The sequence below is a fragment of the Bacteroides sp. NGMCC 1.200775 genome (assembly GCF_040798045.1).
In the GTDB taxonomy this organism is placed as follows: domain Bacteria; phylum Bacteroidota; class Bacteroidia; order Bacteroidales; family Bacteroidaceae; genus Bacteroides; species Bacteroides hominis.
The window spans coordinates 454,007-478,804 of the sequence record NZ_JASCQK010000002.1 but is presented as its reverse complement, the minus strand read 5'-3'; the positions used below and the strand labels follow the sequence as shown (position 1 = coordinate 478,804).

Annotated in this window: 18 protein-coding genes; 13 read left to right on the top strand and 5 right to left on the bottom strand. The window is 43.1% G+C overall.

The genetic code is table 11. The annotated features are described in order from the left end of the window. Positions 1–46: 46 nt before the first annotated feature. On the top strand, positions 47–1,507 hold the full coding sequence (locus QK890_RS08350) for an arylsulfatase (protein ID WP_367627300.1): 1,461 nt from the start codon (positions 47–49) through the stop codon (positions 1,505–1,507). Positions 1,508–1,623: 116 nt separating this feature from the next. On the opposite strand, the gene QK890_RS08345 is transcribed toward QK890_RS08350, so the two are convergent. Both QK890_RS08345 and QK890_RS08340 read right to left on the bottom strand, forming a co-directional pair. After that, complete coding sequence (locus QK890_RS08345; RefSeq protein WP_005778814.1) at positions 1,624–2,250, bottom strand: porin family protein; 627 nt, start codon at positions 2,248–2,250, stop codon at positions 1,624–1,626. A gap of 17 nt (positions 2,251–2,267) precedes the next feature. Then, positions 2,268–2,900, bottom strand: coding sequence for a DUF4136 domain-containing protein (locus QK890_RS08340; RefSeq protein WP_005778812.1), 633 nt, complete (start codon positions 2,898–2,900; stop codon positions 2,268–2,270). A gap of 176 nt (positions 2,901–3,076) precedes the next feature. On the opposite strand from QK890_RS08340, the gene QK890_RS08335 reads away from it, so the two are divergent. After that, a complete protein-coding gene (locus QK890_RS08335; protein ID WP_032536160.1) occupies positions 3,077–4,375 on the top strand; it encodes a S28 family serine protease in 1,299 nt (432 codons plus the stop codon). 148 nt (positions 4,376–4,523) lie between these two features. On the opposite strand, the gene QK890_RS08330 is transcribed toward QK890_RS08335, so the two are convergent. From QK890_RS08330 to QK890_RS08320, 3 genes are all read right to left on the bottom strand, one after another. Next, positions 4,524–4,874, bottom strand: a complete 351-nt coding sequence (locus tag QK890_RS08330) for a MarR family winged helix-turn-helix transcriptional regulator (protein ID WP_032540291.1) — start codon at positions 4,872–4,874, stop codon at positions 4,524–4,526. 9 nt (positions 4,875–4,883) lie between these two features. Continuing rightward, complete coding sequence (locus QK890_RS08325) at positions 4,884–7,364, bottom strand: FAD-dependent oxidoreductase (protein ID WP_032540290.1); 2,481 nt, start codon at positions 7,362–7,364, stop codon at positions 4,884–4,886. Between the two features lie 206 nt (positions 7,365–7,570). Then, positions 7,571–8,980, bottom strand: coding sequence for an aspartate kinase (locus QK890_RS08320; RefSeq protein WP_122296989.1), 1,410 nt, complete (start codon positions 8,978–8,980; stop codon positions 7,571–7,573). Positions 8,981–9,857: 877 nt separating this feature from the next. On the opposite strand from QK890_RS08320, the gene QK890_RS08315 reads away from it, so the two are divergent. From QK890_RS08315 to QK890_RS08265, 11 genes are all read left to right on the top strand, one after another. Continuing rightward, a complete protein-coding gene (locus QK890_RS08315) occupies positions 9,858–11,207 on the top strand; it encodes a sigma-54 dependent transcriptional regulator (protein WP_005810686.1) in 1,350 nt (449 codons plus the stop codon). 347 nt (positions 11,208–11,554) lie between these two features. Further along, positions 11,555–11,635, top strand: coding sequence for a K(+)-transporting ATPase subunit F (gene kdpF, locus QK890_RS08310; RefSeq protein ID WP_080546244.1), 81 nt, complete (start codon positions 11,555–11,557; stop codon positions 11,633–11,635). Positions 11,636–11,649: 14 nt separating this feature from the next. Next, positions 11,650–13,356, top strand: a complete 1,707-nt coding sequence (kdpA, locus tag QK890_RS08305) for a potassium-transporting ATPase subunit KdpA (RefSeq protein ID WP_005823051.1) — start codon at positions 11,650–11,652, stop codon at positions 13,354–13,356. A 21-nt stretch (positions 13,357–13,377) separates the two neighbouring features. Continuing rightward, complete coding sequence (gene kdpB / locus QK890_RS08300; RefSeq protein ID WP_032531738.1) at positions 13,378–15,426, top strand: potassium-transporting ATPase subunit KdpB; 2,049 nt, start codon at positions 13,378–13,380, stop codon at positions 15,424–15,426. An 11-nt stretch (positions 15,427–15,437) separates the two neighbouring features. Continuing rightward, positions 15,438–16,019, top strand: coding sequence for a K(+)-transporting ATPase subunit C (locus QK890_RS08295; RefSeq protein ID WP_005778797.1), 582 nt, complete (start codon positions 15,438–15,440; stop codon positions 16,017–16,019). A 2-nt stretch (positions 16,020–16,021) separates the two neighbouring features. Continuing rightward, positions 16,022–16,771, top strand: a complete 750-nt coding sequence (locus QK890_RS08290) for a hypothetical protein (protein WP_032531773.1) — start codon at positions 16,022–16,024, stop codon at positions 16,769–16,771. Positions 16,772–16,865: 94 nt separating this feature from the next. Next, complete coding sequence (locus tag QK890_RS08285; protein ID WP_005778793.1) at positions 16,866–17,993, top strand: sensor protein KdpD; 1,128 nt, start codon at positions 16,866–16,868, stop codon at positions 17,991–17,993. 26 nt (positions 17,994–18,019) lie between these two features. After that, positions 18,020–19,459 (top strand): ATP-binding protein, encoded by a 1,440-nt coding sequence (locus tag QK890_RS08280; protein ID WP_032531737.1) that lies wholly within the window; start codon positions 18,020–18,022, stop codon positions 19,457–19,459. Positions 19,460–19,622: 163 nt separating this feature from the next. Continuing rightward, positions 19,623–20,186, top strand: a complete 564-nt coding sequence (locus QK890_RS08275) for an RNA polymerase sigma-70 factor (protein WP_022011483.1) — start codon at positions 19,623–19,625, stop codon at positions 20,184–20,186. A 53-nt stretch (positions 20,187–20,239) separates the two neighbouring features. Further along, complete coding sequence (locus QK890_RS08270; protein WP_032536840.1) at positions 20,240–21,250, top strand: FecR family protein; 1,011 nt, start codon at positions 20,240–20,242, stop codon at positions 21,248–21,250. Positions 21,251–21,366: 116 nt separating this feature from the next. Beyond that, positions 21,367–24,780 carry a TonB-dependent receptor gene (locus QK890_RS08265; protein ID WP_367627299.1) on the top strand — a complete coding sequence of 1,138 codons (3,414 nt, stop codon included), beginning with the start codon at positions 21,367–21,369 and terminating at the stop codon, positions 24,778–24,780. Positions 24,781–24,798: the final 18 nt, after the last annotated feature.

Genomic DNA, 24,798 nt, shown 5'->3' with positions numbered 1-24,798 from the left:
TAGTAGCGCCCTCTTCCTTCTGTTTTGAAAACTTTAAATACATATCATGAATCAGAAATTATTACTCGGAAGTGCATTGCTCGTAGGGATGGTTTCTACACAACAAACGTTGGCACAGAAAAAGAAAGCACAGGGGCAAACCCGCCCTAACGTTGTTTTTATACTGGCTGATGACCTGGGGTACGGAGATTTGGGTTGCTATGGGCAAGAGAAGTTCGAAACCCCTAATATCGACCGATTGGCACAGAATGGCATGCGTTTCACCCAATGTTACTCGGGAACAACGGTTAGTGCTCCCTCGCGTTTGTGCCTGATAACCGGAACCCATAGCGGGCACACAGCTATTCGCGGGAACAAAGAGCTTGCTCCGGAAGGACAATTCCCATTACCGGAAAACTCACAGACCATCTTTAATGATTTTCGTAATGCAGGTTATCGTACAGGTGCCTTTGGCAAATGGGGGCTTGGCTACATCGGTTCGGCGGGTGATCCTAACAAACAGGGAATCGATCAATTTTACGGATATAACTGCCAGTTGCTCGCCCATAGTTATTATCCCGACCATTTGTGGGATAATGATAAACGTGTCGATTTGCCGGATAATAATTTAAACGTGCAATACGGAAAGGGAACTTATTCGCAGGATCTGATTCATTCTAAAGCATTAGCTTTCCTGGATGAAGCTGCTAAGGATAAAGATAAACCGTTCTTTATGTGGTATCCTACTATTATCCCGCATGCCGAACTGATAGTACCGGAAGATAGTATTATCAAGAAGTTCAGGGGGAAATACCCGGAGAAACCCTATCGTGGAGCAGAGCCCGGCAGTCCCGGTTTTCGTAAAGGGGGATATTGTACCCAGTTCTATCCGCATGCTACTTTTGCTGCAATGGTTTACCGGTTGGATGTGTACGTAGGGCAGATTGTACAGAAACTCAAAGATATGGGAGTATACGATAATACCATTATTATTTTCTCAAGTGATAATGGTCCTCACATGGAGGGCGGTGCCGATCCGGATTTCTTTAACAGTAATGGTATCTGGCGCGGATACAAGCGTGATGTATATGAAGGTGGTATTCGTGTACCTATGATTATATCGTGGCCTGGACGTGTACAGCCAAATACGGAAACCGATTTCATGTGTTCATTCTGGGATTTGATGCCTACTTTCAGGGAAGTATTGGATCCGAAAGTGGATACTCGGAATATGGATGGTGTCAGCATACTTCCTTTGTTGCAAAACCGCAAAGGACAGAAAGAGCACGAATATCTTTATTTTGAATTTCTTGAGATGAACGGACGCCAGGCTGTCCGCAAAGGCGATTGGAAACTCGTTCATATGAATATACGTGGAAACAAACCCTACTACGAATTGTATAATTTAGCTTCGGATCCGTCAGAGAAACACAACGTGCTGAACCTGTTCCCCAAGAAAGCGGATGAGCTGAAGACAATTATGAAAGAAGCTCATACAGAAGATCCTAATTGGCCTTTATTTCGATAAATAGTGATTGATAAAGTTGTCAAAATGAAAGGCAAGCATGTATTGCTTTAAAAGGAAGGGGCTGTTATGTGATATAACAGCCCCTTTATATATATAGTCAGGTACCTCTGCTCTTTTTAGAAAGCAAGACCTACCCTGAAGCCGAAGTTGTTCAGTTTGTCTACATTGTAAGTCAACACATTGGCTTTGTTGGTAGCATAGCTGTAATAAACAGCGATGTGCAGGCCCGGGCCATATGCCCAAGGGTAAACGTTCAGACCGAGTTCCGGTGATACGTAAAATCCCCAAGTATTGTCGCGGGTTTCGAACATATTGTAGTTAGAACGTACTTTCGCATAGTTGGCACCCAGTTTGACACCAAAGTAAGGCTGCCATGCTCCCCCACGATTCAACTGATAGCGTGCGGCGGCACCAAAAGGTAACTGGAAGATGGTATGCTGCTGGTCAGTATTCACGGTTCCTTCGCCCACAGGGAAAGTTGCGCGTGGGAAGTATTCGTGATTGCTGCTATAGTTCATAAAGAGACCCAGTCCGAGGTTAGGGGTTACAAAATAACCGCCTTCGAAGTTCATACCCCATCCACTGGCTTTATCGGCAAAGTGATTTTTCAATGGCACGTTGAACTGCCAGTCCACGTTAGCGTATCCATTATCTGATAACTGTGCCTTGGCCGGCATGGCAAAGGCCAGAGCAAGGGCCGCTATGGCCAGTACTCTAAGAGAAATATATTTCATTGTTTTCATAACGGTTCTTAATTAAATTATTTGTTAGTGAGATAAGGTGACTGTGCAAACGACTGATTGATTGCGCGAACAACCAGAGTCTGGTTCACTTTGCCGGAATAGCTTGCAGGACCGCTCAGGAAGCTGCTCCACAGAACCGGAAGTTTCTGATTATCACCTTCGGGAGCCTTCAGGTTCATGATTTCAGTCAGGAATGAGTTGGTTGTAATGCTATAGTTCACAACATACGGATAGTACCAACCGCCCCAGTTACCCCAGTAAGGTGCATCCCAATAGCCGGGATAGTTCCACCACCATTCAGGTTGTCCGTAGTCGGTAAAGTAATAAGTACTCTGAACGTAACTAATCTGCACGCCCAGATCGGCAGCATCTTTATTGTCAGTATAAGCAAAACCTTTGCTGTTCAGGTTATCTTTGTATGCATTGATAATGGCTGCTGCTGCTTCACCTTTCCAGTATTCCGGATCTTTTTTATCTCCTATTACGAGAACGCTGTCAGGGATGTAGTACGTGCTGAACTGTTTAAAGTCAGCTTTCTTGTCGTAGTTGGTATAAACCAAATAGTCATTGTCCAATTTGTCCATGTCAGGGTCTTTTTCGCAAGCTGCGAATGCAAAGACCGCCAATAAGATGGGAATTAATCTCTTCATATCTTTATAATGTTTAGGTTATTAAAAAAATCTTGCCCTGGTACCTTAAGGCGTTTGCAGAAAATAACAAGACTCTTGTTAAAAGGTTCGCAAAGAATAATGTTAAAATGCAGTATGATTACTTGGAGCCTTTGGTGAAAGATCTATCTTTGTACAAAATTAAAACCGAAATAAATATGAAGAACCTACGCATCTGCCAGACATTTTCTCTTTGGCTCGTTTTGCTTGCTACATCTTTGTCTCTATCTGCCCAAACAACTTTATTGGATAAGTTGGGTAAGATTACCGAAATCACCAAGACCCAACCCTTGGAATCTACAGAGTTTGTTGAGAAATATGTGGCTTATTTCACCCAGCCGTTAGATCATCATCATCCAGAGAAGGGCTCTTTCAGTCAGCGTGTTATTGTTTCCCATGTCGGATTCGATCGTCCTACTGTGATGGTTACCGAAGGTTATGGCGCTTCTTATGCTTTGGGAATCAATTACCGGGAAGAGCTATCAAAACTATTTAATACCAATATGATATTTGTGGAGTATCGCTATTTCCTCGAATCGACTCCTACTCCTAAAGATTGGCAATATCTGACAGCCGAGAACTCTGCTGAAGATTTACATGCCGTGCGCGAGGCTTTCCGCTCCATCTATCCCGGTAAGTGGATTGCTACCGGCATCAGTAAGGGAGGACAGACAGCGATGCTTTATCGGACTTTCTTTCCCGAAGATGTGGATATCTCTGTTCCGTATGTGGCTCCACTCTGCTATGGAGTCGAAGACGGGCGTCACGAACCATTTTTAAAGATGGTATCTACTCCTGAGGCTCGTGAGAAAATTGAAAATTTTCAGTTGGAAGTGTTGAAGCGTAAACCTACTTTGCTACCTCGTTTTGAGAAGTATTGTACCGGAAAGAAATATAAATTCCGCGTTCCTGTAGAAGAGATTTATGATTATTCAGTACTCGAATATTCGTTCTCTATCTGGCAATGGGGGACTCCGGTCGATCAGATTCCTGCAATTACAGCCTCGGATGACGAACTCTTTAAACATTTGCTTGCAATTAGCGAACCGTCTTATTTTGAGGAAGAGGGTGCCAATACTTCCTTCTTTGTCCAAGCTGCCCGCGAGTTGGGGTATTATGGGTATGATATCCGTCCATTCAAAAAATATCTTACCATTAAAACCAGTGAAGATTACTTGAAGCGTTTGATGCTTCCTGAAGAACTCGGCAATATGAAGTTTGATAAGACTCTGAGCCGAAAAATAATTCATTTCCTAAAGAAAAATGATCCGAGGATGATCTTTATCTATGGGCAGAATGATCCATGGACGGCAGCAGGTGTCACTTGGCTGAAAGGAAAAAAGAATATTCATGTCTTTGTGCAACCAAACGGAAGCCATTTGGCCCGTATCGGCACTTTACCTCAAAAAGAGAAAGAGGAGGCTATCGAGTTGATAAAAGAATGGTTGGAAGAGTGATTCCATTCTTACCCTTCTGTAAATGAATAGAAAAGTTACAGGGGCGTTTTCACCACAGATTACACAAGTTTATACAGATGAAAAACAACTGGATTATTGCCCATACAGATAATCAGTGTAATCTGTGGTGATCTCTGATGTTACAAACTTACATCAGCGGTTTCAATATCTCCGGCACCTCTACTTTGTCCAGGTCCAGTTCGTCTAAACGCTTCTTTCCCGCTTCTGTCAGGTTGAAATACATTTGACGTTTGTCTACTTCACCCAATGCACGTCGGATGAGTCCTTTATCTTCTACCGCACGGATGACTTTCGAGGTATGCGACGGAGCCATTTCCGTTCGTTCGGATATGGCGGTCGATGTAATCTCTTTTCCGGCTTCGCGCAACGCACATAGCACCATTGCTTCGTTAAGCGATATCGCATACATCTCCTCAAATGCTGTTTCGAATACGGAGAGAGCTTTGTAGATATCGCGCATTTTACATATTGTATTCATACTTCTTTATTAAATAAACAAATTGATGTTAGCATTATCGGCACGCTCCATGTAAGTGGCCACTCCACCTACCGTAACTTCGTCGAGCAGTTCTTCACGTTTCACTCCCATGACATCCATCGACATCTGGCAGGCTATGAATTCCACACCGTTTTCTAATGCCTGTTGCCGCAGGGATTCCAGTGAGTCGATGCCCTTGCGGTGCATGATGTATCGCATCATCTTTCCGCCCATGCCTCCCATATTCATTTTCGACAGCTTCAGTTTCAGTGAACTCGATGGTAACATCATTCCGAACATCTTGCCGAAAGCGTCTTTCTCTACCTTGTGTTTATGAAGTTTCTTAATCACATTCAGTCCCCAGAAGGTAAAGAAGATAGTCACTTTCTGTCCGGTCGCAGCCGCACCGTTGGCCAGGATGAAAGTAGCAAGCGCCTTATCCAGATCGTCGCTGAACATAATCAATGTTTTTCCTTTGCTGTCACACGTTGTAGTGAGACTACAGGCTTTGGGCTCTCCTTTTTCAATAATTACTACCGACTTCCCGTCTGCACTCTCTTTTGAGATGAAATTATTTCCGGTCGAGTTGCACCATGCTGCGGCATCTCGTGAGAATCCCGGGTCTGTAGCTACAATTTCCACTCGTTCTCCCGGGGCGAGTGTATCCATTGTTTTCTTCATTTTCAAGATTGGGCCCGGACATTGTAATCCGCAGGCATCCACTCGGATGATTTTAGACATTGCAACGGGTGCAGCCTGCATCTTTTCAGCAGAGGCAGGCTGCTTTACCTGACTTTCTTGAGTAATAGACATGTTTTTCGTTGCTTCATCTTCGTGCAGGACGATAGGAGCAGTAGCTGCACGGTATGTTTTCAGTCCGCCGGAAAGATTATATACATCTTTGAAACCATGCTGAATCAGGATACGGTAAGCGAGATACCCTCTCAACCCTACGGCACAGAAAGTATAAACGGGTTTCTCAGAAGGTATTTCGTCCATACGGTCGCGTATTTCATCCAACGGGATATTGACCGCTCCCGGCAGCGAACCCAGTGCGAATTCATCCGGTGTACGCACGTCCAGCAAGAATACGTTTTTCAGTTCGATGTCTCTCAGGTCACGCCAGTATATGGGTTTCACTTTGCCAAGGATGATGTTTTCGGCTACATAACCGGCAATAGCCACGGGATCTTTTGCCGAAGAGAAAGGAGGGGCATATGCCTGTTCCACTTTCATCAGGTCATAGATCGTTCCCCCGTGCTTGATGACGAGTGAGAGTTCGTCGATTCGCTTGTCCACACCATCGTATCCCACAATTTGCCCGCCATACAACTTGCCTGTTTGAGGATCGAAAGTTATCTTGATACTCATCGGCATAGCGTTCGGATAGTATCCTGCATGTGAAGCCGGATGTGTTGTTGAAGAAGCGTATGAGATGCCCGCTTGTCTCAGCCGCTTGCCGGGAAGGCCGGTAGAGGCTACCGTCATGTCAAATACTTTTGCGATGGATGTACCGATGGCTCCTTCATAAGAGATTTTCGCTCCCAGCAGATTGTCGGCAACGATACGTCCCTGGCGATTAGCCGGTCCGGCAAGATAGTTCAGCCAGGGTTTGCCCGTAATGGGATGGCGGAATTCAATGGCATCACCGATGGCATAAATTGATTCATCGGAAGTCTGCAAATTGTCGTTCACTGCGATGCCACCCGCTTCGCCGATTGTAAGCCCGGCAGCCCGTGCCAGTGTAGTTTCCGGACGTACACCGATGGAGAGGATCACAATATCCGCCGGAATAGACTGTCCGTTTTTGAAGATCACTTTCACCTCTTTGCCTGCTTGTTCGAACGAAGCCACAGCCTGTTCCAGATATAAGTTTACACCTTTCTCCATCAAATGTTGATGAACCAGTGCCGCCATTGAAAAGTCAATAGGTGCCATCACCTGGTTGCCCATCTCGACAATAGATACTTGTGCTCCTAATGCATGCAGGTTTTCTGCCATTTCCAGTCCGATGAATCCGGCTCCGATCACGACAGCCCGGCGGGGAGGCCGACTGTTGACGTATGCTTTAATGCGGTCGGTGTCTGCTACATTCCGCAAAGTAAAGATACCGCTTGAGTCAATGCCCGGTAATGGTGGGCGTACAGGAGATGCACCGGTGGATATTAACAGTTTGTCATAACTCTCCTCGTAAGTGTCTTCACTCTTAAGGCGGACGGTCACTGTCTTTTTTTTCCGATCTATAAAAATAACTTCATTTTCGGTACGTACATCCACTCTGAAACGTACTCCGAAAGCCTCAGGAGTCTGCACGAATAACTTCTCGCGGTCTTCAATAACGTCACCTATATAATAGGGTAGTCCGCAGTTGGCATAAGATATATATTTTCCTTTTTCCAGTAAGATGATTTCTGCTGTTTCATCCGAACGTCTGATGCGAGCCGCAGTAGTAGCTCCTCCCGCTACGCCTCCAATAATAATGATCTTCATTTGAATATGTTTTCGTTTTAAAATAGTTTCCTTTGGAAATAAACGTTTATAGGCTTCAAAAGGTTCATGGGATGTACAGGAAATTATCCGGCATCCGCTCTCTTATCTTACTGAGATATGGTTGATTTAAAAGACGGCTCTTTTATCCCGTTATTATCTGTTGACAGATATGAGGATATTCGTATTCTCAATATCCCTTATATTAGTCAACTTTTCTTTAGAAGAAAAGATGGTTTGTCCGTGTTGTTCCACTTACTGCGGTTTAATGTCGGGGCACATGTATGAGAGACCATTGTAGCTGAAGGCTTAAACAGGGTATCGTTCAGTAGTTGCAATGCTTCTTTCTTATTTTCTGCTTTGATAACAAGAGAAACGTCGTTATTATTACTACCATAAGAAATCATCCGAATCGGGATGGCTGTCAGAGCGTTTAGGATTCGGGTCTCCAATCCGGTATATTGCCATTGTATGTTTCCAATGACCGACAGGATGCACATACGGTCCTTTACTACCGTAGTTGCGTATCGCGAAAGCTCATGCAGGATATTTGGTAGATGTTCTTTATCGTTGATGGCGACGGATACATCCGAGCCGGACGAAGTAAAAAGGCACAGGGGAGTGTGGTATTTTGCAAAAACATCGAATATCTTGCTGATGAACAAGTAGGGACGCAATGTCCGGTTCGACTGGAATCTGATGTAACAAATACCGTCTCTGGCAGTAATGGTTTTTATACTTTCTCCGCTCTGTATGTGTGAAATCAGAGTACCCTTTTCCGTGGGATCCATTGAACAGAACAGGCGTATCGGTATATTGCTTTCTCTTGCCGGGAAAATGCAGCAGGGATCGAATCCCGTTCCTCCGCAATGGGCGAATCGTTCGGCTTCGTCGAAACTGAGTTGTGTAACCATAGCCGGATGTTTCACGAAATGCGGATCACAACTGTGTATGCCATTACCACCTATCCATAGCCGTATTTCTTCGGTCCGTAGGGCGGCTCCGATTAATGTGGCAGAAGCATCGTCTCCACCCGGCTTGAGAAAACAGGTTTCGCCATAAGCATTCCGGCAGAGGTGTCCTTGGGTAAGAAACACGTTGATGTGTTTGTTGTCTTCCATGGATGTGTGCAGTTTTTTATTGATGTATTCCAAGTCAGGTTCTCCTTCCGGAGTCAATCGCATAAAGTCAAGACTGTTAAGCAATAGATTATTGATTCCCCGTTCTTTCAAATAAAGGCTTGACAGCATGCTGCTTATGAATTCTCCTTGCGACAATATGTCTTTTTCATCGACCGATGTAAAACGTTGCCGGGTAAAGTTCCATAAGGTACGGAAGCGGTCGATGATGGAGTCAACAGCTTGTTGTTTGATCGACTCGTCGTTGAATAGTTCGTTAGCGAAATCAATGAATCTGAATTCCAGTTTGCTTATTTCGTCATGCGCCCGTTCTGTATCTCTGCTGAAAAGATGTGCTGCTATTTTCGTTAGATGCTCCGTAGTTTCTGTAGGGGCAGATAGAACGATTATTTTGGGTGTACTGTCGTTGACCAGTTGGAGCATTTCCTGCATTCCCCGGATTGAACCAGTGGGAATATTACCGAATTTGTAGATCTTCATTTTTTTGTTTTTGAGTTATACGATATATTTTCTTTGTTCGTTACCCCTTTCCATTTTAGGTTGTTTTTATCAAAATGGGAGGGAATATAAGTACCTGTTCCGGCTGTATCTTGCCCATTGAAAGCGCTGCTGTAGTATTTGTAAGGCAGATTAGACGAATTTTCAGGGACTATGTCATGAATGAAAGATCAAAGTATATGCCATTGAAGGCACGGCTCTTTCATTTAATAACCGCCTTCCTCCCTTGTCCCCCCCCCACAAAACCTTCCATTCGCACACAGCGATGCGGAAGCAGCGCTTCGTTGTTTCTTTTTTAAGAAAGAATCCGGCCGGCTATTACCGGAGAAGTGTAGTAGATTAACCATTGTCATACAACTCTTTATCCCGGCCCGCATACCCGGGCTGATGAGCCCGCATACCTGGGCCGATGAGCCCGCATGCCCGGGCCGATGAGCCCGCATGCCCGGGCTGAGATAAAGATCCGACCATTTGCACTAAAGAGAGTAAGTGAAATGAAATGCTTTTAGAGAGATTAACGGATAAGAAATTGGATATATCCATTTGTTTTCCAAACCTTTACTGCTGAAATATCCCCTAAAACAGCGGGTGGAAGATGGAAGATAGGGGTGGAAGATAAATGGCATAAAAACCGCATCTTCCACCAATCTATACATCTCACAATCAACTATATGCACTCTAAAAGGTGGAAGATGGAAGATCGAAACGCGTTTTTTGTATGAGAGGAAGACGGTTGTTAAATGAAAGAGCCGTGCATTGAAGGTTGTTTTTTTCCACAGTCCGATCATTTGCATTGTAGTAGAAAACCATTATATTTGCACACCCTGTTTTTTACCGTTCACATTTTAACTTATCAGACATGAGTAAAATTCTGATTATAGATGACGAAGTTCAGATTCGTGGTCTGCTGGCCCGTATGATGGAACTTGAAGGTTATGAAGTGTGCCAGGCCGGCGATTGCAAGGCAGCGCTCAGACAATTGGAACTTCAAATGCCCGACGTGGCTTTGTGTGACGTATTTCTTCCGGATGGAAACGGGGTAGACCTGGTGACGGAAATAAAGAAAAAAGCACCCGGAGTAGAAATCATCCTGCTGACGGCTCATGGTAACATACCCGACGGTGTGCAGGCCATTAAGAACGGAGCTTTCGATTACATTACAAAAGGAGATGATAATAATAAGATCATTCCTCTCATTAGTCGTGCTGTAGAGAAAGTGCGAATGAATATCCGTTTGGATAAGCTTGAGAAAAAAGTCGGACTGATGTATTCGTTTGACACTATACTTGGCGAATCGAAGGCACTGAAAGAAGCGGTGTCACTGGCACGTAAAGTATCAGTGACTGATGTCCCTGTGTTGCTGACAGGTGAAACAGGGACCGGAAAGGAGGTCTTTGCCCAGTCGATACATTATAACAGCAAGCGGTCGCAGCAGAATTTTGTAGCGGTCAATTGCTCTTCATTCAGTAAAGAGTTGCTGGAGAGTGAAATGTTTGGGCATAAGGCGGGTTCGTTTACCGGTGCGTTGAAAGATAAGAAGGGGCTTTTTGAGGAAGCCAACAATGGAACAATCTTTTTGGATGAGATTGGTGAGATGGCTTTTGAATTGCAGGCCAAACTATTGCGCATCCTCGAAACCGGTGAATATATCAAGATAGGAGATACGAAGCCTACCCGCATCAATGTACGCATCATTGCTGCTACGAATCGGGATTTACCTGCTGAGATAGCAGCCGGACGCTTCCGTGAGGACTTGTTCTATCGCCTTTCTGTATTTCAGGTACATCTTCCGCCTCTGCGTGAACGTACGGGGGATATTAAGATTCTGGCTGAATCGTTTGTCCGTTCTTTCTCGGAGAAGCTTTCACATCCGGTGGGTACTATTACGCCTGCTTATCTTGAGGCTTTATGTCAACAACCGTGGAAAGGCAATATCCGCGAATTGCGTAATGCCATCGAACGAAGTCTGATTGTCTGTGAGGGTGATTGTCTGGATGTAGACGACCTTCCGCTTGAAATACAGAACAGCCATTATGAGAAATCTGATGAAGGAATGCCGGGCAGCTTTGAACTTTCAGCCATGGAACGCAGGCATATTGCCAGGGTATTGGAGCATACCAAAGGGAATAAGACTGAAGCGGCGCGTTTGCTGAAAATCGGATTAACTACCTTATATCGGAAAATAGAAGAATATAAACTTGGCAGTTGAGCGGACAGGAATATACTTGCTTGTCCGGGTTTATGCTTTTCTCCCTTTCAAAATAAAACATACCTTTTCAAAATGATAGGGTATCCTTGCACTGACGAGGATACCCTATTTGTTTTATCTGTCTGTATGTTAGTTGATTATGCTAACTCTCTTCATTTTTGGCACACATTTGGCATTAATTGTTTCAGGTAAAATAGAAATATAAACATTCTAATTAAAAGGTAAAGAACATGGGAATAACAGTTTCATTTATTTTCTGCCTGTTGAGCGGCATCGTCTGCTTCTGGCTGTTTTGGAAATGTGTCGATTGGTTTGAAACAATTTAAAGAGAGAGGAGAATTAAGTTTATGTACACAACACTATTTGTAATAAGTATTACACTTTTCGGCTATTTGGCGTATGTGCTCATTCGGCCTGAGAAGTTTTAATTGGAAGTAAAGCAATGAATACAGAAATTTTAGGAGTGGCGGTGCAAATCGTCCTAATGGTGGTCTTAGCTTATCCGTTGGGACGTTACATAGCCCGGGTTTATAAGGGAGAGAAGACTTGGTCGGACTTTATGGCTCCTGTAGAGCGAGTGATTTATAAGATATGCGGTATAAATCCGCAAGAGGAGATGAATTGGAAACAGTTTCTCAAAGCCTTGTTGATTTTGAATGCTTTCTGGTTTGTATGGGGAATGGTATTGTTGGTATCACAAGGTTGGCTGCCACTCAATCCCGATGGTAACGGACCTCAGACACCCGATCAAGCATTCAATACCTGCATCAGTTTCATGGTAAACTGTAATTTGCAACATTATAGTGGTGAGAGCGGATTGACTTATTTTACCCAGCTGTTCGTTATTATGCTGTTCCAATTTATCACTGCTGCTACAGGGATGGCCGCTATGGCCGGTATCATGAAAAGTATGGCTGCCAAATCCACCAGAACAATAGGTAACTTCTGGCATTTCCTGGTAATAAGCTGTACACGTATTTTATTACCTCTTTCGTTGATTGTCGGTTTCGTCCTGATTTTGCAGGGAACACCGATGGGATTTGATGGTAAGATGAAGGTGACTACCCTGGAAGGACAGGAGCAGATGGTATCGCAAGGACCTGCGGCTGCAATTATCCCTATTAAACAACTGGGAACCAATGGTGGCGGTTATTTCGGGGTTAATTCTTCACATCCGCTGGAGAACCCTACTTATCTGACTAATATGGTTGAATGCTGGTCAATCTTGATCATTCCGATGGCAATGGCGTTGGCTTTGGGCTTCTATACCAATCGCAGAAAGTTAGGATATAGCATCTTTGGAGTGATGCTGTTTGCTTATCTGGCCGGAGTTTTCATTAATGTTCAGCAGGAAATGGGAGGTAATCCACGTATCGATGAGATGGGAGTTGCTCAGGATCATGGTGCGATGGAAGGCAAGGAGGTAAGGCTTGGGGCCGGAGCCACAGCATTGTGGAGTGTTACTACAACGGTTACCTCTAACGGATCAGTCAATGGCATGCACGATTCGACTATGCCGCTTAGTGGAATGGTCGAAATGCTGAATATGCAGATTAACACTTGGTTTGGTGGTGTCGGTGTCGGATGGATGAATTATTATACCTTCATTATTATGGCCGTGTTTATCAGTGGCTTGATGGTGGGACGTACACCTGAGTTTCTGGGAAAGAAGGTAGAAGCCCGGGAGATGAAGATTGCAACTCTCGTTGCTTTGCTCCATCCGTTTGTTATCCTTGTGTTTACTGCCATTTCAAGTTACGTTTATACACATCATCCCGATTTTGTAGAGAGTGAAGGAGGCTGGTTGAATAACCTCGGTTTCCACGGGCTCAGCGAACAACTCTATGAATATACCTCTTCGGCAGCCAACAATGGTTCCGGTTTTGAGGGGTTGGGTGATAATACTTACTTTTGGAACTGGACATGTGGGATTGTGCTTATCCTGAGCCGTTTTATTCCAATTATCGGTCAGGTAGCCATTGCGGGACTTTTGGCACAGAAAAAGTTTATTCCCGAAAGTGCCGGTACATTGAAAACGGATACTGCGACTTTTGCCATGATGACTTTCGCTGTTATCTTTATCGTTGCAGCCTTGTCTTTCTTCCCTGTGCATGCATTAAGTACGATTGCCGAACATTTAAGTTTATAAGAATAGCAGGATAATATAGTTATGAAAAATAAAATGTCAGCTTCTATGTTTCAAAAGGAGCAAGTAATGGAAAGTATCAAGCAATCGTTTGTGAAGTTAAATCCGCGAATGATGGTAAAGAATCCGATCATGTTTACAGTAGAGATAGTTACCTTTATTATGTTGGTGGTGACGGTGTTCTCTCTGTTCACTCCGGAGTATGGTGCTTTCGGATATAATTTGTGTGTATTCCTGATTTTGTTTATCACTTTGTTGTTTGCCAATTTTGCCGAAGCGATAGCCGAAGCCCGTGGCAAAGCACAAGCGGATAGCCTGCGTAAGACACGTGAGGAAACTCCTGCCAGACTGGTGATGGGTGACAAGATTCAGACGGTGAGCAGTTCAATGCTGAAAAAGGGAGATATTTTTGTGTGTGAGGCAGGCGATACGATTCCTGCCGATGGAGAGATTATCGAAGGATTGGCTTCGATTGATGAAAGTGCCATTACCGGTGAATCTGCTCCTGTGATTCGTGAAGCAGGTGGAGATAAGAGTTCGGTGACCGGTGGAACTAAAGTGCTTTCGGATCACATCAAGGTATTGGTGACACAACAGCCCGGTGAAAGTTTTCTCGACAAAATGATTGCTTTGGTAGAAGGTGCCAGCCGACAAAAGACACCGAACGAGATAGCTTTGACCATTCTGTTGGCCGGTTTTACACTTGTGTTTGTCATCGTTTGCGTCACTCTGATTCCGTTTGCTGATTATACCAGTCTTGAGCATCCTGGAACGGCCATCTCGATCGCAGCTATTCTTTCTCTGTTTGTCTGTTTGATTCCGACTACTATCGGGGGACTGCTTTCTGCAATCGGTATTGCCGGTATGGATCGTGCACTGCGTGCCAATGTGATTACGAAATCGGGTAAGGCTGTTGAGACGGCAGGTGACATTGATACTCTGCTGTTAGATAAAACGGGTACCATTACGATTGGTAATCGTAGAGCGACAAAATTCCATTCGGCACCGGGAGTCGGTCCGCGTGAGTTTATTACGACCTGTCTGCTGGCTTCCCTCTCGGATGAAACGCCTGAAGGTAAGTCCATCGTAGAGTTAGGACGTGAATCGGGGGTACGCATGCGGAGTCTTAATACGACCGGTGCACGCATGATTCAGTTCACTGCCGAAACCAAATGTTCGGGGGTTGATTTGTCCGATGGTACACAAATCCGTAAAGGGGCTTTCGATGCAATCCGTAAAATAACGGAGGCTGCAGGAAATAAATTTCCGAAAGAAATAGAAGAAGTGATAGCTGAAATTTCGGGTAATGGCGGTACACCGCTGGTAGTGTGTGTCGACCAGAAGGTAACAGGGGTTATTGAGTTGCAGGATATCATCAAACCGGGAATTCAAGAGCGTTTTGAGCGCTTGAGAAAGATGGGAGTGAAAACGGTGATGGTGACCGGTGACAATCCCCTGACCGCTAAATATATTGCAGAGAAGGCAGGAGTAGATGATTTCATCGCCGAGGCGAAACCCGAAGATAAGATGGAATATATCCGTAAGGAACAACAGTCAGGTAAGTTGGTGGCTATGATGGGCGACGGAACGAATGATGCTCCTGCGCTGGCACAGGCTAATGTCGGTGTGGCAATGAACAGTGGTACCCAGGCGGCCAAGGAAGCCGGTAATATGGTCGACCTTGATAACGATCCGACGAAGTTGATAGAGATTGTGGAAATCGGAAAGCAACTGCTGATGACTCGCGGTACGTTAACAACTTTCTCTATTGCAAACGATGTGGCCAAATACTTTGCTATTGTGCCTGCCCTGTTTATGGTGGCTATTCCAGAACTCGGTGCACTTAATGTCATGAATCTGCACAGTCCGGAAAGTGCGATCCTTTCGGCTGTTATCTTCAATGCTATTATTATTCCGATCTTAATTCCATTGGCTTTGAAAGGAGTACAGTATAAACCGATCGGAGCATCGGCACTACTTCGTCGTAACCTGCTGATTTATGGGTTAGGAGGGGTGATAGTTCCTTTTGTCGGAATCAAGTTAATCGATTTGGTAGTCAGTTTATTCTTCTAAATATTCAAACAATGAAAACATTATTAAAATCTATCAAGATAACGCTTGTGTTTTGTGTATTCTTCTCAGTGTTCTATATTCTCGTGTTATGGTTGTTTGCTCGGGTAGCCGGTCCCAATCAGGGTAATGCGGAGGTGGTGACATTGAACGGTAAAGTGGTCGGTGCCGCCAATGTCGGACAAAAATTTACGGAGGATATTTACTTTTGGGGACGCCCTTCATGTGCAGGTGACGGTTATGATGCAACCAGTTCATCTGGTAGTAATAAAGGGCCTACCAATCCGGAATATCTGGCAGAAGTGAAATCCCGTATCGACACTTTCCTGGTTCACCATCCATACTTGTCCCGTAAAGATGTGCCTGCCGAAATGGTGACGGCCAGTGGTTCGGGACTGGACCCCGATATCACTCCTCAGAGTGCTTATGTGCAGGTAAAAAGGGTCGCTCAAGCACGAGGAATGGATGTAGAGGAAGTCAGAAGGATTGTAGATAAGGCAGTGGAAAAACCATTGTTAGGGGTATTCGGAACCGAGAAAGTAAATGTATTAAAATTGAATATAGCTCTTGAAGAGACAAAAGTAAACAGGAAATGAATATGAGAAATATTATAAATAAAAACACGATTTTAACATCACTGGCACTTGTGGCTATGTGTTTTTGGGGAGGCATAAATGCAAATGCTCAACAGTTCAATGTTCAGGGCGATCTGGTAAGCTCTTACATTTGGCGTGGAATGTATCAGACAGGGGTCAGTATTCAGCCGACTCTGGGTTTCAGTGCCGGAGGCTTTTCGCTGACGGCATGGGGATCTACAGATTTTGACGGGACTTCCGCTTCGGCCGGAGCTGCTGCCAAAGAGATAGATTTGACTGCTGCCTATACTTTAGGTAATTCCGGATTGACTTTTTCAGTTGCAGATTTATGGTGGGCAGGACAGGGAGCGCGTAAATACTTTAATTTTAAAAGTCATGAAACCGCTCACCATTTTGAAGCAGGACTTACTTATGCCGTCCAGTCTGAAAAGTTTCCTTTATCTATAGCATGGTATACCATGTTTGCCGGACAAGATAAGAATGCGGAAGGCAAACAGAATTACTCGTCTTATGTCGAGTTTAATTATCCTTTCTGTGTAAAGATGGTAGATCTGAACGCAACTTGCGGTATTGTCCCTTATGCGGCTCCTCAGTACAATTGTGATGGATTTGCTGTGACCAATGTTGCTTTGAAAGGAACTACCCGGATCAGATTCAATGATACGTTTGCTTTGCCTATATTTGCACAGGTTGTTTGGAATCCTCGTATGGAAGATGCACATTTGGTGTTTGGTATCACTTTAAAACCGTGAAATCAGATATAACTTAAAAACTCATGAAGTTGTTAGCCGGCCCGTAGCAGTAGTGATACTGTTACGGGTTATGCAGTATAAAAAATGAATAAATATGGATAGAGAAGAGAGTGTACAGCATTTCCTCGATTTGATAAAGAGATCACGTCGTGGTAAGTTCAAGGTTTACATCGGTATGATTGCCGGTGTAGGCAAGTCTTACCGGATGCTTCAGGAAGCACACGATTTGATTGATAGTGGAGTAGATGTCCGGATAGGATATATTGAGACACACGGGCGTGCCGGGACGGAGGCCGTATTGGAAGGCTTGCCGGTTATTCCGCGTAGGAAACTGTTTTATAAAGGGAAAGAGCTTGAGGAGATGGACTTGGAGGCGATTATCCGTATTCATCCCGAAATTGTGATAGTGGACGAGCTGGCACATACTAATGTGGAAGGAAGTCTAAATGAGAAACGTTGGCAGGATGTGATGACATTGCTCGATGAAGGCATTAATGTGATTTCGGCAGTCAATATCCAGCACATTGAGAGTGTAAACGAAGAAGTGCAGGATATAGCAGGCATTGAAGTTCGGGAACGTATCCCCGATAGCGTACTTCAAGAGGCTGACGAGGTCGTGAATATTGACCTCACAGCCGAAGAACTGATTACCAGGCTTAAAGCGGGGAAGATATATAAAGCGGAGAAGATTCAGACCGCACTCAATAACTTTTTTAAGACTGAAAACATTTTGCAACTCCGTGAATTGGCCTTGAAAGAGGTCGCATTGCGAGTAGAGAAGAAAGTGGAAAATGAAGTTGTGATGAGCATTGGCCTTGGGGTTCGTCATGAAAAATTTATGGCTTGCATCAGTAGTCAGGAAAAGGCTCCCCGGCGTATTATACGGAAAGCAGCCCGTTTGGCTACCCGGTACAACACCTCGTTTGTAGCACTCTATGTACAGACTCCCAAAGAGAGCATGGAGCGTATCGATCTGGCCAGTCAGCGTCATTTGCTGAATCATTTCAAACTGGTGACAGAGTTGGGGGGAGAAGTGGTTCAGGTACAGTCGAGAGATGTATTGCAGAGCATTGTACAGGTTTGCAAAGAAAAACAAATATCCACTGTTTGTATGGGATCCCCTTTCCTCCGATTGCCCGGCGCTGTGTGCGGAATATTGAAATATCGCAGATTTTTAAATAATCTGGCACAAGCGAACGTAGATTTGATTATACTTGCATAAAAAATGATTTAGTCTCATTATCGATTATGAATATAAAAACCAAATTACTTTTCGGCATTGGAATATTGGCCGGAATGATCATTTTACTGGTAACACTTTCAGTGGTTAATCTTCAGATTTTGACGGCTACGGAACCTGACAGTCCGGTTGCTATGCCTGCTCTGGAACGTGCTCTTTTATGGATTTCCATAACGGGTGGTATTTGTATCTTGACGGGGTTGGTTCTGCTTATTTGGCTACCCCGCTCCATTAATAGACCGGTAAAGGAACTGACTCGTGGAATTCTGGAAATAGCCAATCATAATTATGAAAAGAGATTGGAGATGAAGGGGTATGAAGAATTCAGGGAGGTTTCCGATAGTTTTAATCGTATGGCAGAGAAACTGACAGAATATCGTGATAGTACGTTAGCTGATATTCTTTCTGCAAAAAAATTTCTTGAGGCTGTAGTCAATAGTATCCATGAACCGATTATCGGGCTGAATACCGAACGGGAAATTCTTTTTATTAATAATGAAGCACTGAATGTGCTCAATATGAAGCGTGAGAATGTGATTAGGCACTCGGCTGAGGAACTTTCTTTGAAGAATGATCTGCTGCGCAGACTGATACGTGAACTGGTGACTCCCGGCGAAAAGAATGAACCCTTGAAAATCTATGCGGATAATAAAGAAAGTTATTTCCAGGCTTCTTATATCCCGATTGAGAATGCAGAGGCAGAAAAAGGAGAAGCCCGTAATTTGGGAGACGTCATTTTGCTGAAAAATATCACAGAATTTAAGGAACTCGATTCGGCAAAAACAACCTTCATTTCCACTATTTCTCACGAACTGAAGACCCCCATTTCTGCCATTATGATGAGCCTTCAGCTATTGGAGGACAAGAGGGTAGGAGTTCTGAATGGAGAACAAGAACAGCTGTCAAAGAATATAAAGGATAACAGCCAACGTTTGCTTGATATTACCGGAGAATTACTGAATATGACTCAGGTGGAAGCCGGTAAACTTCAGATGATGCCGAAAATTACAAAACCTATCGAACTGATTGAATATGCCATTAAGGCCAATCAGGTACAGGCCGATAAATTCAATATACAGATAGAAGTGGAGTACCCTGAAGAGAAGATACCTAAGTTATTTGTGGATAGTGAAAAGATAGCTTGGGTGCTTACTAATCTTTTGAGCAATGCAATCCGCTATTCTAAAGAGAATGGACGGGTGGTGATTGGTGCACGGCGTGAAGAAGAGTATATCGAACTCTATGTCCAGGACTTTGGGAAGGGTATTGATCCGCGATATCACCAAAGTATTTTTGATCGTTATTTCCGTGTGCCGGGCACCAAGGTGCAGGGGAGTGGTTTAGGATTGTCTATCTCAAAAGACTTTGTAGAAGCACATGGAGGTACGTTGACCGTGCAGAGCGAATTGGGTAAGGGGAGCTGCTTCGTGATGAGACTGAAGGCTTGATGATGATTGTAAATGACAGAGGTGAACTTGTGGCTCTGTAGGGCATTTTCCGGAAAAAACAACTTATAACATCTTTATATTAAGCTTTTTTTGTTATTTTTGTCAGCGTATTGATATATAATCTGATACTTGTCTAAGTTAATCTTTTAAGCGAGGTATAATAATGCATTCTGAAATCGCAGATGAAAAATTGCTGGTCGTCCAATTCTCACAAGGAAACCATATAGCGTTTAAGACATTGTTTGTGCGTTATTATCCAAAGGTGCGCTCTTTTATTATGGGATTGGTTAAATCAGAGAGTGAAACGGAAGATTTGGCACAAGAGGTTTTTCTTAAGCTGTGGACCCATCGGGAACGATTTCGTGAAGTGGAAGTCTTTGGTACTTATCTGTATGTTTTGACTAAAAATACAACTTTCAATTATTTGCGTTCCAGGCAGAATCGTCAGGATGATCAAAGGGCTGATTCAGTGGAAGAGTCTACGGATACTACACCTTACGAAGAGTTAGTTGCCAAAGATTTGCAATTATTGATTGATATGGTGGTAGAGAACATGCCTCCTCAACGGCAAACGATTTTCCGGTTAAACCGGGAGGCTGGGCTTACCAATGCAGAAATAGCGGAAAAGTTGCAGATAAGTAAAAAAACAGTTGAGAACCATCTTAACCTGGCATTGAAAGAACTGAAAAATGCTTTGTTACTCTTTATTTTTCTCTATTTATGTTAATACGGTTAGGGATAAACTCGGATTTATACGTCCTATTATAAATTACTAATAGAATGAGTTATTTAAAAAATATAATCACTTACTTTTTCCATCATCCGGCATCGGAAGAGGTGGCGGGGAGAGTGTATAAACGATTAACCGACACAAACAGCAAGCAAGAGAAAGAGGAGGCTTTGTCTGGTATTTGGGAACAGATCGGTTTCCCGGAAGGGGATGAACACGAAACATTAAGAGCGTTTGAGAAGCTGGAACAACAGATTGGAGGAAGCTCTGTGAAGTTGGAACCGGACTCTCCGCGTTTCCGTATTCCCCGGTGGACTTGGGTTGCTGCATCTATCATCATCCCTCTATTGCTTTTATTCGGTTCTGCTTATTTATATACAGAAACTCTTACTATCAAGAATGAACTCAGTAATGTGACCTTCATCCAATACTATGTTAATAATGGGAAGAGGGAACAAATTATCTTACCCGATCAATCGAAAGTTTGGCTCAATTCCGGTTCTCTGTTGGTTTATCCATCTTCGTTCATTGGAGATGAACGTGAAGTTTATCTGGCCGGTGAAGGTTATTTCTCAGTAACGAAAAATAAAGAATGTCCTTTCATTGTGAAAACGAACTCTATTTCAATCAGTGTACTTGGTACGGAGTTCAATATAAATGCTTATCCTAATATCGATAAGGTCGTGACAACTTTGGAAGAAGGATCCATTCGTATGTTGCTGAATCGTTCCAATTCATCCTATTTACTGGAGCCTGATGATCAAATCGTTTATATCCCGTCTACCGGACATATAGAGCGAAAACGGGTAAAAGCTTCTGATTATTCTGATTGGAGAGATGGAGGTTTATATTTTAGTAGTAGTCCGTTTAAAGAAGTGATACAGACCTTAGAACGCGCCTATTCGGTTCAGGTACATTTACAGACTTCTATTTATCAATCCAATAATCTAACTATTCATTTTTATCCTAATGAGTCGATAGAAAATGTAATGATGCTGATCAAAGAAATGATTCCGGGACTTGAATATCAGATAGAGGGGAAAGATATTTATATCGAATAAGATTTTAAATATTAGCTTTTGTTAACGTTTTGTCGTTGGGTGTAGTTAAATAACAGACTGTCCTATTGTAAAAGTCGCCAAAGGACGGCTATTGTTTAACTAAAAAAAATAATATTATGAACAAAAATCGATCAATCCGAGTGGCAACCTTTTGCCTTGGTTTGATGTTGGCGGGTTCTCTGCAAGTACATGCCCAGAAAGTTACGTTTCGGGATGGAACAGTATCATTGAAACAAGCGTTTGAGAAGATCGAAGCATCTTCGAAGTATAAAATCGCTTATAATGATTCACACCTGAACGTCTCTCGTAAGGTTTCGTTAAACCAGAAAGAAACTGAAGTCCTGGAGATATTGGCAACCATCCTGAAAGATACGGGTTATACATACAAAAAAAACGGCAACTACATCGTTATTGTGCCGGTGGAGCAAAAGCCTGCTTCAAAAGTAAAGAAAGTGAAAGGAGTTGTAAAAGATGCCAGTGGCGAGGCGATTATCGGAGCAAATGTATTAGTAAAAGGTACGACAACAGGAGTAATTACCAATCTCAATGGAGATTTTGAGTTAGAAGTGCCGGATAACGCAGTATTACAGGTTACATATATTGGATATGTACAGCAGGATATAGCTGTAAAAAACCGGAATCAATTAACTATCTCGCTGAAGGAAGATACTAAAACTTTAGATGAAGTTGTTGTCGTAGGTTATGGTACTATGAAGAAAAAGGACCTGACCGGAGCTGTAGCATCAGTGAAGATGGATGATACTCCCTTAAGTACAATCTCTACGGTAAGTCATGCATTGGCTGGTAAGGCTGCTGGATTGCAAGTAAACACAGTTAGTGCCCAGCCGGGTGGGGGTACGACATTTCGTATTCGTGGAGCTGCTTCGACCGGTGCAGGTAATAATCCGTTAATTATTGTGGATGGATTTCCTGTAAGTAATGCGGGAAATGTCAGTGTCGGTTATAACAGCGATAATGGTACAACTGATAATATATTGGCCTCTATTAATCCCAATGATATAGAATCAATTGAAGTATTGAAAGATGCCAGTTCTACTGCCATCTATGGTGCGCGCGCAGGCAGTGGTGTTATCATTATTACGACTAAACGGGGAAAAGAGGGGAAACCCAAAGTTACCTATTCAGGATCGGCTACTGTACAGACCATGGCTACCCAATATGAAATGTTGGATGCACAGGATTTTATGATTCAGTCTAACCGCTGGTTCAAGGAAAAATGGATGTATGACAATAAAGTTGGTATTTATGGCGGTGAGAGTGAATCGGATGTCACCAGTACATATAGTCCAAAATATTCGGATGCGGAGATTGCGAATCCGGTGAACGATACGGATTGGTATGATCACATTACGCGTACTGGTTTTCAGACACAGCATAATATTTCTATCAATGGAGGTACAGAATATACCAAATATCTGATTTCGGGTAACTTTTTTAATCAGAAGGGTATTGTGAAGAATAATGGTATGTCGCGTTATACCGGGCGTGTTAATTTGGATCAGAAACTTAGTAAATATGCAAAAGTCGGTATCAACCTGACTGTGAGCCGTAATACATTGGACAATGTTCCGTTGGGAGCGGGGCAAAATGAATATGCCAGTATTTTAGTGTCGGCAGCTCAGTTTAGTCCTCTACTTTCGGTCAAAGATGAAAATGGTGATTACAGTTTGAATCAACAAGCTGCTTATATTCCAAACCCTGTTTCATTACTTGAGATTAGTGACCAAACGACTAAAGAACGTTTGTTGGCTACTCCGTTTGTTGAAATTAAACCTATTAATGAACTCACATTAAAAGCGAGCTTCGGCATTGACCGCAACTACCAGCGTCGTGAAGTCTATATGCCCAAAACAACTCTTTATGGAGAAAAGGCAGATGGACGTGCAGATATCGGGCAATATGACAGATCTGATTATTTGCTGGAACTGACAGCCAATTATGCAAAGCGTTTTGGTAACCATAATTTGAATGCTTTGGTCGGGTATTCTTTCCAGCGTTTCACCAGCAAATATCTGAATGCCGGTAACCAGGGGTTTTTGACGGATGCTTTTCTGTTTAATAATCTGGGTGCAGGTACTTATGAGAAACCATGGGTTGGTTCTTCCGCTTCTAAAAGCGAAATGGCTTCTTTCTTCGGTCGTGTAAATTATACCTATAAAGATCGTTGTTTGCTGACTGCCACTCTTCGTGCTGATGGTGCCTCTAACTTTGCAAAAAATAACCGCTGGGGATATTTCCCTTCTGTCGCTTTGGGTTGGAGATTTACGGAGGAAAATTTTGCCCGGTCTTTGAATTTGGATAAAGTGCTATCTAACGGTAAGTTAAGGTTAAGTTACGGACAAACAGGTAACTCGAATATTGGAGATAAATCAGTCACTTATTATGGTACTGGATATAATAAAGTTTTCGGTAATAAAGAATATACAGGAGTTTATGTCAGTCAGATCGGTAATCCGGATTTAAAATGGGAGACGACGACCGAGTGGAATGTAGGATTGGATCTGGGCTTCTTAAACAACCGTTTTAATGTAACGGCAGAATACTTTCATAAGGTAGTTTCTGATTTGCTTAGTTCCCGCAGTGTGCTTTCATATAATGAAGTAGGTTCAATTGCGGCCAATATTGGTAAAACACAAAGCCAAGGATTTGAACTGACAGTCAATACAAAGAACTTTGATACAAAAGATTTTAGCTGGAATACCGATTTCACCTTCTCATTCTATCGTGATAAATGGAAAGAACGTGACGAGAGCTGGAGCCCGAACCCATACGATATGTATAATGCTCCGTTGAGGGGATACTATATGTATCTGTCTGACGGGTTGATTCAGCCGGGAGAGGAAGTATCATGGATGCCGGGAGCCCTACCGGGACAGGTGAAATTAAAAGATATTGATGGATATGCATACAATGCAGACGGAACTTATAAAACCGATAAACATGGCATTCCATTGAGGACTGGAAAGCCGGATGGAAAGATCGATTATGCGGATGCTGTATTTAAAGGTTGCAGTGATCCGGGGTATTTGTTGGGATTGAATAATACTTTCCGTTATAAGAATTTCGATCTGAATGTTTACTTCTATGGGCAGCTGGATTTATTAAAGAGTGGTTCTTATAAAGATTATTGGATTGTTGGTTCAGGTACAATGACTGGAGTGAATAACTTATATCGTGGCTATAACATGCCGACTTCGGCTAAAGATGTGTGGTCACATGATAATACATCGGGTAAGATGCCGGGTTATTTTCAATATATGAGTAATTATGGATATGGAGACTATTTTCTGGAAAAGAGCTGGTTTATTCGCTGCCGTAATATTACATTGGGATATACATTGCCTGTTAAATCGGCAAAGAAGCTGATTTCCAATGTACGTATCTACGCTGATGTAAACAACTTGTTTACTATTACTCCGTATGATGGTTTGGATGTGGAAACGGATGATTCTTATTGGGCATATCCTAATGTGCGCAGTTTTAGTATTGGTCTGGATATTACTTTCTAAGCAATAAAAAATAAAGAA

Coding starts and splice junctions, on each gene's coding strand:
- QK890_RS08350 (WP_367627300.1), top strand. CDS start 47: ATGAATCAGAAATTATTACTCGGAAGTGCATTGCTCGTAGGGATGGTT.
- QK890_RS08345 (WP_005778814.1), bottom strand. CDS start 2,250: ATGAAAACAATGAAATATATTTCTCTTAGAGTACTGGCCATAGCGGCC.
- QK890_RS08340 (WP_005778812.1), bottom strand. CDS start 2,900: ATGAAGAGATTAATTCCCATCTTATTGGCGGTCTTTGCATTCGCAGCT.
- QK890_RS08335 (WP_032536160.1), top strand. CDS start 3,077: ATGAAGAACCTACGCATCTGCCAGACATTTTCTCTTTGGCTCGTTTTG.
- QK890_RS08330 (WP_032540291.1), bottom strand. CDS start 4,874: ATGAATACAATATGTAAAATGCGCGATATCTACAAAGCTCTCTCCGTA.
- QK890_RS08325 (WP_032540290.1), bottom strand. CDS start 7,364: ATGAAGATCATTATTATTGGAGGCGTAGCGGGAGGAGCTACTACTGCG.
- QK890_RS08320 (WP_122296989.1), bottom strand. CDS start 8,980: ATGAAGATCTACAAATTCGGTAATATTCCCACTGGTTCAATCCGGGGA.
- QK890_RS08315 (WP_005810686.1), top strand. CDS start 9,858: ATGAGTAAAATTCTGATTATAGATGACGAAGTTCAGATTCGTGGTCTG.
- kdpF (WP_080546244.1), top strand. CDS start 11,555: ATGTACACAACACTATTTGTAATAAGTATTACACTTTTCGGCTATTTG.
- kdpA (WP_005823051.1), top strand. CDS start 11,650: ATGAATACAGAAATTTTAGGAGTGGCGGTGCAAATCGTCCTAATGGTG.
- kdpB (WP_032531738.1), top strand. CDS start 13,378: ATGAAAAATAAAATGTCAGCTTCTATGTTTCAAAAGGAGCAAGTAATG.
- QK890_RS08295 (WP_005778797.1), top strand. CDS start 15,438: ATGAAAACATTATTAAAATCTATCAAGATAACGCTTGTGTTTTGTGTA.
- QK890_RS08290 (WP_032531773.1), top strand. CDS start 16,022: ATGAGAAATATTATAAATAAAAACACGATTTTAACATCACTGGCACTT.
- QK890_RS08285 (WP_005778793.1), top strand. CDS start 16,866: ATGGATAGAGAAGAGAGTGTACAGCATTTCCTCGATTTGATAAAGAGA.
- QK890_RS08280 (WP_032531737.1), top strand. CDS start 18,020: ATGAATATAAAAACCAAATTACTTTTCGGCATTGGAATATTGGCCGGA.
- QK890_RS08275 (WP_022011483.1), top strand. CDS start 19,623: ATGCATTCTGAAATCGCAGATGAAAAATTGCTGGTCGTCCAATTCTCA.
- QK890_RS08270 (WP_032536840.1), top strand. CDS start 20,240: ATGAGTTATTTAAAAAATATAATCACTTACTTTTTCCATCATCCGGCA.
- QK890_RS08265 (WP_367627299.1), top strand. CDS start 21,367: ATGAACAAAAATCGATCAATCCGAGTGGCAACCTTTTGCCTTGGTTTG.